The 14104-nt window shown below is 63.4% G+C and carries 14 protein-coding genes; 7 read left to right on the plus strand and 7 right to left on the minus strand.

The genetic code is table 11. The features are described from left to right. The first annotated feature begins 26 nt into the window (after positions 1-26). From UP06_RS09680 to UP06_RS09690, 3 genes are read left to right on the plus strand one after another with little or no spacing between them, the layout of a single operon-like run. Positions 27-1031: an ABC transporter substrate-binding protein gene (locus UP06_RS09680; RefSeq protein WP_045002324.1), complete on the plus strand. Its 1005-nt coding sequence runs from the start codon at positions 27-29 to the stop codon at positions 1029-1031. Between the two features lie 16 nt (positions 1032-1047). Then, the gene (locus UP06_RS09685) at positions 1048-1821 is read left to right on the plus strand and encodes an ABC transporter ATP-binding protein (protein WP_045002325.1); all 774 of its coding nucleotides are present in this window, start codon (positions 1048-1050) and stop codon (positions 1819-1821) included. Further along, on the plus strand, positions 1814-2632 hold the full coding sequence (locus UP06_RS09690; protein WP_045002326.1) for an ABC transporter permease: 819 nt from the start codon (positions 1814-1816) through the stop codon (positions 2630-2632). Before UP06_RS09685 ends, UP06_RS09690 begins: the two co-directional genes overlap by 8 nt. Before the next feature lie 117 nt (positions 2633-2749). Here the strand turns inward: UP06_RS09690 and gtdA are convergent, their stop codons facing one another. Continuing rightward, positions 2750-3790, minus strand: a complete 1041-nt coding sequence (gene gtdA / locus UP06_RS09695; RefSeq protein WP_045002327.1) for a gentisate 1,2-dioxygenase — start codon at positions 3788-3790, stop codon at positions 2750-2752. Between the two features lie 90 nt (positions 3791-3880). On the opposite strand from gtdA, the gene maiA reads away from it, so the two are divergent. Further along, entirely contained in the window at positions 3881-4513 is a 633-nt protein-coding gene (gene maiA / locus UP06_RS09700; RefSeq protein WP_045002328.1) for a maleylacetoacetate isomerase, read from the plus strand. Beyond that, positions 4503-5015 (plus strand): MarR family winged helix-turn-helix transcriptional regulator, encoded by a 513-nt coding sequence (locus UP06_RS09705; protein ID WP_045002329.1) that lies wholly within the window; start codon positions 4503-4505, stop codon positions 5013-5015. The genes maiA and UP06_RS09705 overlap by 11 nt, the downstream gene beginning before the upstream one ends. Before the next feature lie 184 nt (positions 5016-5199). Here UP06_RS09705 and UP06_RS09710 read toward each other — a convergent pair whose 3' ends face one another. From UP06_RS09710 to UP06_RS09730, 5 genes are all read right to left on the minus strand, one after another. Next, positions 5200-6813 (minus strand): benzoate-CoA ligase family protein, encoded by a 1614-nt coding sequence (locus UP06_RS09710; RefSeq protein WP_045002330.1) that lies wholly within the window; start codon positions 6811-6813, stop codon positions 5200-5202. After that, positions 6810-7964 carry an FAD-dependent monooxygenase gene (locus UP06_RS09715; RefSeq protein ID WP_045002331.1) on the minus strand — a complete coding sequence of 385 codons (1155 nt, stop codon included), beginning with the start codon at positions 7962-7964 and terminating at the stop codon, positions 6810-6812. Before UP06_RS09715 ends, UP06_RS09710 begins: the two co-directional genes overlap by 4 nt. A 190-nt stretch (positions 7965-8154) precedes the next feature. Further along, on the minus strand, positions 8155-8370 hold the full coding sequence (locus tag UP06_RS09720; protein ID WP_045002332.1) for a hypothetical protein: 216 nt from the start codon (positions 8368-8370) through the stop codon (positions 8155-8157). A 122-nt stretch (positions 8371-8492) separates the two neighbouring features. Then, positions 8493-9311 (minus strand): cysteine rich repeat-containing protein, encoded by an 819-nt coding sequence (locus tag UP06_RS09725; protein ID WP_045002333.1) that lies wholly within the window; start codon positions 9309-9311, stop codon positions 8493-8495. Positions 9312-9465: 154 nt separating this feature from the next. Further along, positions 9466-10467, minus strand: coding sequence for an NADP-dependent oxidoreductase (locus UP06_RS09730; protein WP_045002334.1), 1002 nt, complete (start codon positions 10465-10467; stop codon positions 9466-9468). Positions 10468-10676: 209 nt separating this feature from the next. Here UP06_RS09730 and UP06_RS09735 point away from each other — a divergent pair, with 209 nt between their 5' ends. Beyond that, a complete protein-coding gene (locus UP06_RS09735; protein ID WP_045002335.1) occupies positions 10677-11972 on the plus strand; it encodes a dicarboxylate/amino acid:cation symporter in 1296 nt (431 codons plus the stop codon). A gap of 11 nt (positions 11973-11983) precedes the next feature. Continuing rightward, positions 11984-12904 (plus strand): amino acid ABC transporter substrate-binding protein, encoded by a 921-nt coding sequence (locus tag UP06_RS09740; protein ID WP_045002336.1) that lies wholly within the window; start codon positions 11984-11986, stop codon positions 12902-12904. 149 nt (positions 12905-13053) lie between these two features. On the opposite strand, the gene UP06_RS09745 is transcribed toward UP06_RS09740, so the two are convergent. Next, entirely contained in the window at positions 13054-14052 is a 999-nt protein-coding gene (locus UP06_RS09745; protein WP_044999899.1) for an IS5 family transposase, read from the minus strand. Between the last annotated feature and the right edge of the window lie 52 nt (positions 14053-14104).

Consider the following 14104-nt stretch of genomic DNA (forward strand, 5'->3'; position numbering starts at 1 on the left):
CTAAGAGAACCACGAGAGGAAATGGGATGATCGGGATTGCGCGGCTCGCGGCTGCCGGCCTGGTGGCGATCATGGCGATGGGCACGGCCCGGGCCGAGGACGCGCTGAAGGCCAAGATCGGCGTGCTTCGCCTGTCGTCGTCCGCACCCGTCTTCATCGCCCAGGACAAGGGCTATTTTCGCGACGCCGGCCTCGACGTCGAGCTGAAATTCTTCGACGCGGCGCAGCCAATCGCGGTCGCGACCACCTCGGGCGACATCGATTTCGGCGTCACGGCTTTCACTGCGGGTCTCTACAATCTCGCCGGCAAGGGCGTGCTGAAAGTGATTGGCGGCATGAGCCGCGAAAAGGCCGGCTACCCCCTGATCGGCTATTTCGCCAGCAACAACGCCTATGCGGCTGGGCTGAAAACGCCGAAGGATCTCGCGGGCAAGCGTGTGGCCGTGACGCAGGTCGGCTCGTCCTTCCACTACTCACTCGGCCTGCTGGCCGACAAATACGGCTTCAAGCTCGCTGAGGTGAAGATCATCCCGCTGCAATCGCTGTCGAACGCGGCGGCGGCGCTGAAGGGCGAGACTGTCGATGCGGCGCTGCTGCCGATTTCAACCGCGCGCAAGCTGATGGATGACGGCGGCGCGAAGTTCCTGGGCTGGGTTGGCGACGAGACGCCCTGGCAGTTGGGCGCGGTGTTCGCCTCGCCGAAGACGCTGACCAACAAGGTGCTGGTGACAAAGTTGCTCGGCGTGCTGGCAAAAGCCGACCGCGAATATCACGACGTGATCCTCGCCGCGATGAAGGACGGCGTTGCGCCGATCAACGAGCAGACAAAGCCGCTGCTCGAGATCATCGCAAAGTACACCAATTTGCCGCTCGAGCAGGTGGTGGGCAACTGCGCCTATATCGATCCGGACGGTAAGCTCGACGTCAAGAACGTCGACAACCAGATCAAATGGCTCCAGGAGCAGGGTTTTGCCGACAAGGGCTTTGATGCGAATATGATCATTGCCAAGGATTTCGTGAAGGCGGATTGAGAGTAGAACGCAGCACATGGACCTGATCGCCAACCGCATCTCCCATCGCTTCGGCGACCTCGCCGTGCTCGACGACGTCTCGTTTACGGTCAGCGCCGGCGAAGTCGTGGCGATTGTCGGGCCGTCGGGCTGCGGCAAGAGCACGCTGCTGTCGATCCTCGGCGGGCTGTTGCAGCCGACCTCCGGTGCGCCGGAGCTGCGCGGGGCGCCGCCATCGGACAGTCTCAATCCGCTGACCTTCGTGTTCCAGGATTTTGCGCTGCTGCCCTGGGCCACGGTCGAGGAGAACGTCGAATTCCCGCTGCTGCATGCCCAGCTCTCGGCTGTCCAGCGCCGCGCGCTGGTCGAGGATGCCTTGCGCCGCACCGGCCTGACCGATTTTCGCGGGACCTATCCAAAGCAGCTCTCGGGCGGCATGCGTCAGCGCGTCGGCATTTCGCGTGCGCTGGCGGTGCGTCCCGCGATCCTGCTAATGGACGAGCCGCTGTCGGCGCTGGACTCGCAGACCCGCGAGCTGCTGATGGAAGATTTCGTCCGCCTGCTCGCCGACGGCGGCATGGGCGCGGTCTATGTCACCCACAATCTCGAAGAGGCCGCGCGGCTTGCGGACCGCATCGTGGTGCTGTCGCGTCGTCCGGGCCGCATTCGCGAGGTGGTGAGCGTGCCGATGACGCGCACTGAGCGCGGTGAAATCGCTGCGCGCGAAAAGCTGCTGGCGCTCCAGAACCAGATCTGGTCGCTGATCCGCAACGAGGCGATCGATGCCGAGCGCGAGGTGCAGCATGCTTGATCGCGCGGGTACGCCTCCGAAGGACGATACGACCCGGCGCGTCCGCTTCCGCGGCGCAGGCTTCGTGCCCGCGTCGAGCCGCTTCGGCGGCTGGATTGCGCTCGCGCTCGTCATTGCGCTCTGGCAGGCGGCCGGCAGCGGCGGTCTCGTCAATCCCCTGTTCCTGCCGGCGCCGTCGGCGATCGTGCGGGCGATCTATGAGCTCGCGGTGTCCGGCGCGCTCTGGCAGCATCTCTCGGCGTCGCTCCTGCGTATCGGCGTCGGCTGGCTGCTGGGAACGGCCGCCGGCATTGTGGTGGGCTTCGCTATCGGCCTATCGCGACTCGCACGCAGCGTCGGCATCACCTTCATCTCCGCACTGTTCCCGATCCCGAAGATCGCGCTGTTGCCGCTGCTGATCCTCTGGCTCGGCATCGGCGAAGAGCCGAAGATCGCGACGATTGCGTTAGGGGTGTTCTTCTCGACCGCGATCTCGGTCTATAGCGGCGTCGATGGGGTGCCGCGCAACCTGATCCGCATGGCGCAGAGTTTCAACGTGCCGTTCGCCACCATCGTGCGCAAGGTGATCTGGCCGGGCGCGCTGCCCGCGATTCTCGCGGGCTTTCGTATTACGGCGTCAGTGGCACTGCTGCTCGTCGTCAGCGCCGAGATGATCGGCGCGCAATATGGGATCGGTGCGTTCGTGTTGCAGGCCGGCAATCTGATGCAGACGGATCAACTGCTGGCGGGCGTGGTGATCTTGTCGGTATTCGGGTTGGTGGTAGGCAGGGTGATCAATCTGCTGGAGACGCGGCTGTTGCACTGGCGGTAGCCGCAATCAGCGCGCTAATACAAGGGTGGGCAAAGCGAAGCGTGCCCACCATCTTTTCATCAATTGCGGAGGCATGGTGGGCACGGCGCAAGGGCGCCTTTGCCCACCCTACGAAAGTCACGCGTTCCCGCGATCTTCCCGGAACAAGTCCAGCTTCTGCTGCACGGGCCGATCCGAGAAGCTGAACAGCACCGCATCCTCGTCCGCCTCGTGCGTCACCCATTGCCAGCTCGGCACCACGAACAAATCGCGTGGGCCCCATTCGAAGGTCGCCTCGCCGATACGGCTGCGGCCGTGGCCTTCGATCGGACAGAACACCGTGGCGTCGGTCGAACGATAGCGCGCGGTCTTGAAACCCTTGGGCAGCAGCTGGATGAAAGTGCCGATGGTCGGCATCGCGAAATCGCCGGTCTCGGGGTTGCTGAACTTCAGCTTCAGGCCGTGGCAGGCGTCCCACTCCTGGCTCGCGCGAGCCTTTTCCAGCGCCTCGCGGGTGTAGGCATAGGGATAGCTGAAGATCGGTGAAGTCTTTGATGATCGCTTGACGTCGACCGGCAGCAGATTGTGGCCGTAGCGCGCAAAGCTGTCGCCGGCCGGCCTCGTGATCTTCTGCTGGTCGTCCTTCGATCCTTCCGCAAAGGAGCAGTCGAAGAACTGCACCAGTGGAATATCGAGGCCGTCGAGCCAGAACATCGGCTCACTCGTTTCGTTGGAATGATCATGCCAGGTCATCGACGGCGTGATGATGAAATCGCCGGGCTCCATCGCGGTGCGCTCGCCGTCCACTGCCGTGTGGGCCCCCTTGCCTTCGAGCACGAAGCGCAGCGCCGACTGGCTGTGCCGATGCGCGGGCGCGACGTCGCCGGGCACCACCATCTGCACGCCGGCATAGAGCGAGGTCGTGATCTTGGATTGTCCGCGCAGGCCGGGATTCTCCAGCACCAGCACCCGCCGCTCAGCCTCCTTCGCGGTGATCAGTCGACCTGCCTCGGTCATGTAGTTGCGGATGACATCGAATTTCCAGAGGTGCGGCCGGCAGGCGCTTCTCGGCTCCGGCGTGATCAAATCGCTCATCACCGTCCACAGCGCGGTGAGATTTTCGCCGTCGATCTTCTTGTAGAAGGCCTCGCGTTCCGGCGTCTTGGTCACGGCTTCCATGGTGCGGCTCCCGTTCGTTTTGTTGATTGACAGTATACTTACGATCTAGGTACCGTCAATGCGACGAACAAGAATGAAAGGGAGGTCTCGATGAAGCTGCATGGCTATTTCCGCTCCAGCGCCGCCTACCGCGTGCGGATCGCGCTGAACCTCAAGGGCCTCGGCGCCGAGCATTTGCCGCATCACCTTCGCAAGGGCGAGCAATGCGCGCCGGCCTACCTCGCCATCAACCCGCAGGGCCTGGTGCCGGCGCTGGAGGATGATGCGGGCGCGGTGCTGACCCAATCGGTCGCCATCATCGAATGGCTCAATGAGACCCATCCCAGCCCGCCGCTGCTGCCGAAAGAGCCGCTGCAACGCGCCAAGGTGCGCGCCTTCGCGCTCGCCATTGCCTGCGATACTCACCCCGTCCAGAATTTGAAGGTGCTGGCGCGGCTGCGCGAGCTCGGGCTCGCGGAGGAGAAGGTCCAGGAATGGGCGGCCTGGGTCAATCGCGAGGGGCTGTCGGCCTGCGAGACCCTGATCAGGGACGAGAAGGGGTCGTTCTGCTTCGGCGATGCGCCGACGCTCGCAGATCTCTGCCTGGTGCCGCAGCTCGCCAACGCGCGCCGCTTCGGCGTCGATGTCTCGGCCTATCCGCGCCTGCTCAAGGCTGAGGCCGCCGCGAAAGCGTTGCCCGCCTTCGCCAACGCTGCACCGGAGAAGCAGCCCGATGCCGAGTAAGCCTGCCGTTCCGATCACGATCGACGCGGTCTACGCCGCGCCGGGCTATTTGTTCCGACGCATGCAGCAGATCGCCGTCTCGATCTTCATGGAGGAGTGCAAGGCGTTCGACTTAACTCCGGTGCAGTACGCGGCGCTGATCGCGATCCACGCCCATCCCGGCATCGATGCGACGCGGCTGTCGGCGGTGATCGCCTTTGACCGCTCCACGCTCGGCAGCGTGATCGAGCGGCTTCAAGCCAAGGACTATATCGAGCGCAGGCCTGCGCCCGAGGACAAGCGGATCAAGCTGCTCTATCTGACCAGGCCGGGCGCCGCGATTCTGCGCGAGATCATTCCGGCGGTTGAGCGTGCGCAGGCGCGCATGCTGGAGCCGCTGAAGCCCGCCGACCGCAAAGCGTTGATGGGGCTCTTGGTGCAGCTCGTCGATCTCAATAACGAGGCGTCACGGGTGCCGTTGCGAGCGGAGGATGCGCTGGAGCATCTGGGGAAGGCGGGGTGAGGGGGTGGGAGGCTGCGCTCGCGCCTCATTCTCCACCGTCGTCCCGGCGAAGGCCGGGACCCATAACCACAAATCTTGATTTGGCGAGGATTGGCAATGACCACCTCACGCCACAATTACGGCCTCGGCGTATGGGTCCCGGCCTTCGCCGGGACGACACTGCATGTGCGGCGCGGTCACAGCCTCACATCCGCAACAGCGCCTGCCGATCGATCTTCCCCGTGCCCGTCTTCGGCAGTTCGTCGATGAAGATCACCTCGCGCGGATATTTGTACGGCAGCAGCTTGCCCTTCACGTAGTCCTGGAGCTTTCGCGTCGCCTCGCTCTGGTCGGCCGCGTGGCTGTTCATCACCACCACAGCCTTCAGCGTCATGCGCCGGTCCGGTAGCTCCGCCGCAAACACGGCGCATTCGCGGATGTCAGGGTGATCGGCGAGGCACAGCTCGACCTCGAGCGGATAAACCCACTGGCCGGAGATCTTGATGAGATCGTCGGCGCGGCCGCGGAAGAAGTGGAAGCCGTCGCTGTCGCGGACGAAGCGGTCGCCGGTGTAAATCCACCCCTCCTCACGAATGGTCTCGGCGGATTTGTCCGGCCGGTTCCAGTACAGCGGCGTGTTGGAATCACCGCGTACCCACAAGATGCCTTCCTCATCGTCGCCGACGTCGCGGCCGTCCTTGTCGCGAAGCGCGACCTCGTAGCCAGGCACGCGCAGGCCCGCCGCGCCGAGCTTCTTCTGCCCCTCGCGGTTGGAGAGGTAGATGTGCAGCACCTCAGTCGAGCCGAGGCCTTCGACAATCTCAAGTCCCGTGAGCGTCTTCCAGCCGTTGAACACGTCGGCCGAGAGCACTTCGGCGGCGGACAGCGCCATGCGCAGCGACGAGAAATTTGTCTTGTCCGCGCCTGCGGCCTTGGTCAGGGACGTATAGAGCGTCGGCAGGCCGAAGAAGACCGTCGGCTTGTACTGTTCGATCGCTGCGAAGATCGTTGCCGGCTTAGGCTGGCCCGGCAGCAGCAGCGTCACGGCGCCGGCCGAGAACGGGAAGGTGACGGAATTGCCAAAGCCGTAGGCGAAGAAGATCTTCGGCACCGAGAAGCAGATGTCGTCCGGCGCGAGTTTCAGCACGTTCTGGGCGAAAGCGGCATCGCTATAGGCCATATCGTGCTGGAGATGCACGATGCCCTTGGGCCGGCCGGTCGAGCCGGACGAGTACATCCAGAACGCCATCTCGTCGCGATGCGTATCGGCTTCTGCGAGCTCAGTCGGGAATTGCGGGAGCCAGTCTGCTGCGGCGATCGCTTCCGGTGTGGCGTGGTCGCGCACCTCGCCATTGACGACGATCAATGTGCGCAGGCAGGTCGCCTTGCAGGCCTCTGCATTGAAGCGCGCGCAAAACTCCGACTCGGCCACCGCAACACTGGCGCCGGAATCCGCGAGATAGAATTGCAGGAGATCCGGCGGCGTCAGCGTATTGATCAGCAGCGGCACGAAGCCGGCGCGCACCGCGCCGAAGAACGCGGCCGGATAGGCCGGGGTGTCGTCGAGGAACAGCAGCACGCGGTCGCCGCGCTTCAGGCCGAGCGCGGCAAAACCATTGCCCCAGCGGCTGGCGTCAGCGCACAGCTCGGCATAGCTGCGCGTGCCCGCCGGACCGATGAGTGCGAGCCTGTCGCCATGTCCCTTGGCGAGATTGTCGAACAGCACGCGGCTGGCATTGTAGATTTGCGGAACGGCAAAGCCGATCTCGTGGGCGCCCGCGCAGTCGGCGGGTACCTGGTCGCGAATCTCGTTGCTCATGCCGTAGTCCCGCCGTCCGCGTCTCCGCCGTTCTTCTCGGCCTCGTAGCGCGCCATGAAGGCGGGCGCCATCGCCCGCAGCCGGGAATCGTCGATGCGGCCTGAGCGGGTGATGTAGCTATAGGCAAAGTCGATCAGGCCGAGCTGCATGTGCTGGGCAAAGTGCTCGTACCAAAAGGCGCTCGTGCGTGCGGCGTTGACGAGCTTCTGCACCACCGGCTTTCGCGCAGCCTGGTAGCGATGCAGCGCGGTCGTCAGATGCGCATCCGATTCCAGCGCCTTGACCAGCGCGATGGCGTCCTCGATCGCGAGCCGCGTGCCCGAGCCGATCGAGAAATGCGCCGAGTGCAGGGCATCTCCAATCAGCACCATGTTCTTGAACGACCAATGCTCGTTCCAGACCCACGGAAAATTACGCCACACCGATTTGTTGGAAACCAGGCAGTGGCCGCCGAGCGTGTCGGCAAACACCTCCTCGCAGACGCCCTTGGACTGCTCGACGTCTTTGTAGGCGAAGCCATAGGCCTGCCAGGTGGCATGGTCGCATTCTACCAGGAAGGTGCTCATGTTCGGTGAATAGCGATAGTGATGGGCGTTGAAGGCGCCGCGGTCGGTCTTGACGAAGGTCTGCGACAGCGTGTCGAAGCGTTTTGACGTGCCGTACCAGACGAATTTGTTGGAGGAGTAGGACAGCGAGGTGCCGAAATCGCCCTCGTAGGCGCGGCGCACCAGCGAGTTCAAGCCGTCCGCGGCGACGATCAAATCGTGGCCGTTGAGCTGGTCGATCGTGTGAATTGGCGTGTCGAAGCGCGGGGTCACGCCGGCGTCAAGCGCGCGCTGCTGGAGGAACTGCAAGAGCTCGAGCCGGCCGATCGAGGAGAACCCGACGCCGTCGATGGCGACGTTGTCGCCGTGCAGGCTCAGCGTGATGTTCTCCCAGCTCTCCATATGCGGCGCGATCGCATCGACCGTCTCGGGGTCGTCGGCGCGCAGGAATTCCAGTGCCTGGTCGGAGAACACCACGCCAAAACCCCAGGTCGCGTCGGCCGGGTTCTGTTCGAACAGGTCGACTTGATCCTCGGGGTGACGCTTCTTCCAGAGATAGGCGAAGTAGAGCCCACCGGGCCCCCCGCCGATCACGGCGATCCGCAATGTCCGCCTCCCTAATTGACAGTATACTTACTATCTAAGGGTAGACTAATGTGCCCCGACGTCCGGCGCCAGCGGAATTCTCGGCTGGGCGCGGCGCGCCGAAGCTCGCTTTCGGACACGCGTTTTGCGTGTGTCCGAAACCGTCAGATGCGAATCATAGCCAAAGCGCGCGGGATTGACCACCCAGGCGTCAGACGCAGCGCTTCACGTAGACCCCGTTCACCAGCACCCTGGTACAGCGGACCACCGGAACCGGCTTGCGGACCACGACGGCCCCGTTCGGTCCGGCGCAGCCGGCGCGATAGACGCCGCGGGCGCACACCACCGCGTTGGCGTCGGTAGCCTCAAAAGTCATGGTCGCCCCGAAGGCGAGGAGCGCGGAAGCGATGAGCAGCAATGAACGCATGTTGTCCTCCCGGACTTGTCGTGATTGAAATCGGATAGCGGCAAAAGATTAGTCGCGAGAGGCGCGCGAAAATTCATTCACGCGCGCCGCCGGATGTCGACGGCGCGCGAGTTGCGTGCGCCTTACTGCGCGGCGAACGGCGCCAGCACGTCCTTGCACCCGGGCGACAGCGACGCGGCGTTGCTGGCGATGCATTGCACGATGCGGCCGCCACCGGGCTGGACGCCGGCGCAGAGCGTGCGGATGTCGGCGCCGCAGGCGGATCGGACGATGAACAGCTCTTCGCGCGGCCGCAACGGTCGCAGCACGATCACGGCGGGGGCTGCGGCAGGCGCTGCTGCGGCAGCCGGTGCAGTACCGGCCGCAGGAGCGGCCGTCGTAGCCGCGCCGCCGCCGGAGGCCGCGTTCACGGCTTTGGCGCAGGCCGCCGACACATTGGCCTTGTTCTTTTCCAGGCATTCGAGCGCGGGGGCTCCGCCCGGCGGCACACTGGCGCAGACTTTTGGATAGTCGGAGCGGCAGGCGCTCTTGATGGCGGAGACCTGTGCGCTGCTAGGCTTCTTTGGAGCGGCGGCCTTCGGAGCGGCTTCAGCGGCCGGCTTCGCCGCAGGCGTGGCAGCGGGCGCAGCTTCGGTCTTTGCCGGTTCGGTTTTGGCGGGCGCGGCTTCAGTCTTCGGAGCTGCCGCGGGCTCGACTGCGCGAACTGCGGTTTGGCATCCCGATGACAGGCTGGACATGTTCTTCTGCAAACATTGATACGCCTCTACGCCGCCGGGCGTGACGCTTGAGCAGTGCGCGATGAAGTCCGAGCGGCATGCGGACCGGATGGCGCTCTTCTGAGCCTCGGTTGGCGCTTGCGCGAATGCGCTTGTTGCAGTTGCGAAGAGTGTTGCCGCCAGCAACGCCTTGCGCGTCGAAACATGTTTCAACGTGTTGAACATCTGAGTGTATTCCTGCCCTGTCGGTAACCCGACGTTTTTTAAATGTGATGCAAGCGCAATCGTCGCGAGTGATGCCTCGCGCGCGGCATCTTTGGCCGCTTTGGCCACTACCGCAAGTAGATAATGCCGAAGCAATTGCGACGTAACTACGTCGTCACAGCTTGACCATGCGCTTGCCGCGGTTCTCGCCGGCAAGCAATCCGATCAGCGCCTTCGGCGTGTTCTCCAGGCCATCGATGATGTCTTCCTGCACCTTCAGCTTGCCGGATTTGACCCAGGCCTGGAGATCGGCGAGCGCGCGCTGGCTCTCCTTCATGTAGTCCATCACGATGAAGCCCTGCATGACGAGCCGCTTCACGACGATGAGCCCGGGCACGCCGCGCGGGCCGTGCGCCGACGGCGTGCCGTCATATTGCGAGATCGCGCCGCAGCAGGCGATGCGGCCGTAATTGTTCATCTGCGGCAGGCAGGCTTCCAGGATGTCGCCGCCGACATTGTCGAAATAGACGTCGATGCCTTTTGGCGCGGCTGCGCGCAGCGCCTTGAACACCGCACCGTCCTTGTAGTCGACGGCGGCGTCGAAGCCGAGCTCGGAGGTCAGCCAGTTGCACTTGTCCGCGCCGCCGGCGATGCCGACCACGCGGCAGCCTTTGATCTTGGCGATCTGTCCGACGATCGAGCCGACCGAGCCCGCGGCCGCCGAGACCACGACGGTCTCGCCCTCTTTGGGCTTGCCGATCTCCAGCAGGCCGAAATAGGCGGTGAGGCCGGCGATGCCGAACACGCTGAGCAGGTGCGTCATCGGCTCGAGCTTCGGCATTTTGGTCAGATGCTTTGCCGGCACCGCGGCATATTGCTGCCAGCCGGTGTCACCGAACACGATGTCGCCGGGCGCAAATCCCGGCGCCTTCGAACTCACGACCTCGGCGATGCCGCCGCCGGCCATCACACTGTTCGCTTCGACCGCGGAGCGATAGGTTGCGCCGTGCATCCAGGCGCGGTTGGCGGCATCGAGCGAGATGTAACGCACGCGCAGCAGAGCCTCGCCATCCTTCGGCTCCGGGACTGCACCTTCAACCATCTTGAAATGCTCGGGACCGAGCTTGCCGCTGGGCTTTTCCACCAGAAGAATCTGGCGATTGACGCTACCGGTCATGGCGTTTCCCCTTCGCTTGTTTGACGATTATTGATGCAGCCGCAGCCAAGAAAACGTGCAAGCCGCATTCGTTGTGCGCTGCATGAAGGCTAGATTGCCGCGTCAAGTTTCACAATGGGAACATCCGGACAACCCAATCGCACGCAAGCGTGTTGCGTAGTTGTCATATCTGCGACATCATGAAGCGGTCGGTGTAGTGGGGGTCATTAATGTCGAACAGGTTTACGCAATATATCTTGGTGGCGATGGTGCTGGGCATCATCATGGGGTCGGCGATCTACAACTTCATGCCGGATACGCGAGGCGATTGGGCCTCCTCCATCAACCTGGTCGCCGTGATCTTCCTGCGCCTGATCAAGATGATCATCGCGCCGCTGGTGTTTGCGACCCTGGTTGGCGGCATCGCCCATATGGGCTCGGGCTCCAAGCTCGGCCGCATCTTCGCCAAGACCATGGGCTGGTTTATCAGCGCGTCCTTCGTGTCGCTGATGCTGGGCCTTGTGATGGTCAATCTGCTCCAGCCCGGTGCTAACTTCCCCGGCACGTTGCCGGACAAGGCGCAGTCGACCGGCCTGCCGGTCTCCGCCTTCTCGATCGAGAAATTCCTGACCCATCTGATCCCGACCTCGATCGCGGATGCGATGGCGCAGAACGAGATTCTTCAGATCGTGATCTTTGCCGTGTTCTTCTCGGTGGCGATGGGCTCGATGCCCGAGCGCTCCAAACCGATTCTGGCGCTGATCGATGATCTCGGCCACATCATGCTCAAGGTGACAAGCTATGTGATGCTGTTCGCGCCGCTGGCGGTCTGGGCCGCCATCACGGCGACGGTCGCCAAGAACGGCCTCCTGGTGCTCTGGAAGCTCATCGTGTTCATGGGCGGCTTCTACCTCTCACTGTTCCTGCTCTGGGGAATCCTGGTCATCGTCGGCTTCATCGTGATCGGGCCGAGATACAGCCATCTCCTCAGGCTGATCCGCGAGCCGCTGATGATCGCGTTCTCCACCGCGAGCTCGGAAGCGGCCTATCCGAAGACGCTGGAGGGGCTCAACCGCTTCGGCGCTTCGTCGCGGATATCGAGCTTCGTGCTGCCGCTTGGTTATTCCTTCAACCTCGACGGCACGATGATGTACTGCACCTTCGCCAGTATCTTCATCGCGCAGAGCTACCACATCGACATGCCGCTCGGCACGCAGCTTGCGATGCTCGCGACCTTGATGATCACCTCGAAGGGTGTCGCCGGCGTGCCGCGCGCCTCCCTCGTCGTCATCGCCTCGACGCTGTCGCAGTTCAACATTCCCGAGGCGGGTCTGTTGATGATCATGGGCATCGACACCTTCCTCGACATGGGCCGCAGCGCCACCAACGTGATCGGCAACACGCTCGCGACCTCGGTCGTGGCGAAGTGGGAAGGCGAGCTCGGGCCCGAGCATGCGATGGAACCGGGCGACGCCGTGCCGGGCGATATGGTGCCGGGCGAAGTGCCCGCGATGGCCGGCCATTGACGGGAGTGCATATGCGCCCTTTGACGGCGATTTCGGGCGGCCTGTTGCTGGCAGCGTGTCTGCTGGCAACGGGTGCCTCCGCCCAGACCGGCGGCAGCGACGGGCTTAGCCCGACGCTATCAGCCATCAAGAAAGCTCACACCGTGCGGCTCGGCTACCGCGAGAGCTCGCCGCCGTTCTCCTTCCTCGACCAGTCGGGCCGCCCGATCGGCTACAGCCTTGAACTCTGTGAGGCTGTCGTCGAGGAGATCGGCGTCGAGGTCGACGATCCCAATCTCAAGATCGACTACGTCAAGGTCACATCCGACGATCGCATCGATGCGGTGATTGCGAACAAGATCGATCTGGAATGCGGCTCGACCACGGCCAATGCGGAGCGTGGCAAGCGCGTCGCATTCTCGCCGCTGATGTTCGTCGCCGGCACCAAGCTGATGGTGCCGAAGGGATCAAATGTCCAGTCACTGACCGATCTGAAGGGCAAGACCATCGTGGTGACGAAGGGCACCACCAACGAGCAGGCGATCCAGGCCGCCGACAAGAAGTCGTCGCTGGGGCTGAACATCGTCGTCGGCGCCGATCACGAGCAATCGTTCCAGATGCTCGCCGACGGCAAGGCCGATGCGTTTGCCACCGACGACATCCTGCTCTCGGGCCTGATCGTTCGCCACAAGGCGCAGGACAAGTTCCGCGTCACCGGCGATTATCTGTCCTACGATCCCTACGGCATCATGTTCAGGAAGGGCGAGCCGCAGCTGACGGCGGTGGTCGACCGCACCTTCCGCAAGCTCGGCTCCAACCACGATCTCGTTCCGCTCTACAACAAATGGTTCATCGCGCGCATGCCGACCGGCGAGCGCATGAATGTACCGATCTCGCTGCAACTGGAAGAAGCCTTCAAGGCGATGGACGATTCCGCGAGCGCGAATAACTGAGCCGCGAGCTCGGTGCACCCTCTCCCCTTGTGAGGGCTTTGCACAGAGGGGCGAGCGGGCGCTTGAGGTGCGTCGCGGGCTTTTTTGATGTCAGCCCGCTACAGTGAGCGGCATTTTGTTCATTTCATCCCCTGTTGTCCTCTGTTTTTTCATGCGGAGACGGACTCCTGGCGTTGTGCGGCCAATGCGCCGGCCGCACGCCGTAGGTTGTAGGCGCAGCAGGCCAGCACGATGTGCACCTGATTGCGCTCGAAGTTGAAGAAGCGCATCCGCCGGAGACCATAATGCTCCTTGAACACGGCGTACGGACGCTCGACGGCGGCGCGCACCTTGGCGATTAGTTTGTTGCGCAGCTTCTGCCGCGGCGGCAGTTCGGGATGATGCTTGTTGGGCCGATGCATCAGGCGGTCCTTGATGCCAGCTTCTTTAAGACGCGCGTGCCGGGCATGCGTGTAGTAGGCCTGATCGCCATAGACCGCGGCCTCATCGCCGCAGAACAGACGATCCGCTGGCTCGGTATCGGTGATTGAGGCGTCCGTCACATGGACGCGACGAATGAGGGTGTGACCTGCATCCACGCCCGTGTGGATTTTATAGCCGAACACGCTCTTTTTGCCTTTCCGGCCCCAGCGAGCATCGCGATCCGCAGATGGTTTGGGTGGCGTATCCTCGCCATCCTTGCGTGCCTTGCGGGGCGGAGTGGCTCGTGCCGCGATTAACGAGGCGTCGACCAGCGTTCCCTGCTTGAGGATCAGCTTCTTGGCCTCCAACTGCCGATTGATCTCAGTGAAGATCTTCTCGATCAGACCGTCCTTGGCGAGTTCCTGCCGAAACCGCCACAATGTCGTGTGATCCGGGGTCTGATCGTGCAGGCTCAGACCAACAAAGCGGCGGAACGACAACCGGTCTGCAATGGCCGCTTCCAGCGCGGGATCAGACAGATTGTGCCAGATCCCGGCGAGCAAGCAGCGAAGCAAGACTTCCGCCGGATAGCTGCTGTTGCCGGCACCATCGCCGCCCCGCTTGCCAAGCAGCGAGCGCAGCGGCGCCCAATCCACAACAGCCTCCACCTCATCCAGGATGCTGCTTCGCGGTGCCCGAACCAGGCCATCCGCCAAGCTCATCTGACCGACATTGCGCTCAACCATGGCTCCCCTCGCTAGAATCAGCCATGATTCAAAGAATCACGTGCAGCCGATT

This window comes from Bradyrhizobium sp. LTSP857 (assembly GCF_000938285.1).
Taxonomy (GTDB): domain Bacteria; phylum Pseudomonadota; class Alphaproteobacteria; order Rhizobiales; family Xanthobacteraceae; genus Bradyrhizobium.

Coding starts and splice junctions, on each gene's coding strand:
- UP06_RS09730 (WP_045002334.1), bottom strand. CDS start 10,467: ATGACCGGTAGCGTCAATCGCCAGATTCTTCTGGTGGAAAAGCCCAGC.
- gtdA (WP_045002327.1), bottom strand. CDS start 3,790: ATGGAAGCCGTGACCAAGACGCCGGAACGCGAGGCCTTCTACAAGAAG.
- UP06_RS09705 (WP_045002329.1), top strand. CDS start 4,503: ATGCCGAGTAAGCCTGCCGTTCCGATCACGATCGACGCGGTCTACGCC.
- UP06_RS09740 (WP_045002336.1), top strand. CDS start 11,984: ATGCGCCCTTTGACGGCGATTTCGGGCGGCCTGTTGCTGGCAGCGTGT.
- UP06_RS09685 (WP_045002325.1), top strand. CDS start 1,048: ATGGACCTGATCGCCAACCGCATCTCCCATCGCTTCGGCGACCTCGCC.
- UP06_RS09720 (WP_045002332.1), bottom strand. CDS start 8,370: ATGCGTTCATTGCTGCTCATCGCTTCCGCGCTCCTCGCCTTCGGGGCG.
- UP06_RS09680 (WP_045002324.1), top strand. CDS start 27: ATGATCGGGATTGCGCGGCTCGCGGCTGCCGGCCTGGTGGCGATCATG.
- maiA (WP_045002328.1), top strand. CDS start 3,881: ATGAAGCTGCATGGCTATTTCCGCTCCAGCGCCGCCTACCGCGTGCGG.
- UP06_RS09735 (WP_045002335.1), top strand. CDS start 10,677: ATGTCGAACAGGTTTACGCAATATATCTTGGTGGCGATGGTGCTGGGC.
- UP06_RS09710 (WP_045002330.1), bottom strand. CDS start 6,813: ATGAGCAACGAGATTCGCGACCAGGTACCCGCCGACTGCGCGGGCGCC.
- UP06_RS09745 (WP_044999899.1), bottom strand. CDS start 14,052: ATGGTTGAGCGCAATGTCGGTCAGATGAGCTTGGCGGATGGCCTGGTT.
- UP06_RS09690 (WP_045002326.1), top strand. CDS start 1,814: ATGCTTGATCGCGCGGGTACGCCTCCGAAGGACGATACGACCCGGCGC.
- UP06_RS09725 (WP_045002333.1), bottom strand. CDS start 9,311: ATGTTCAACACGTTGAAACATGTTTCGACGCGCAAGGCGTTGCTGGCG.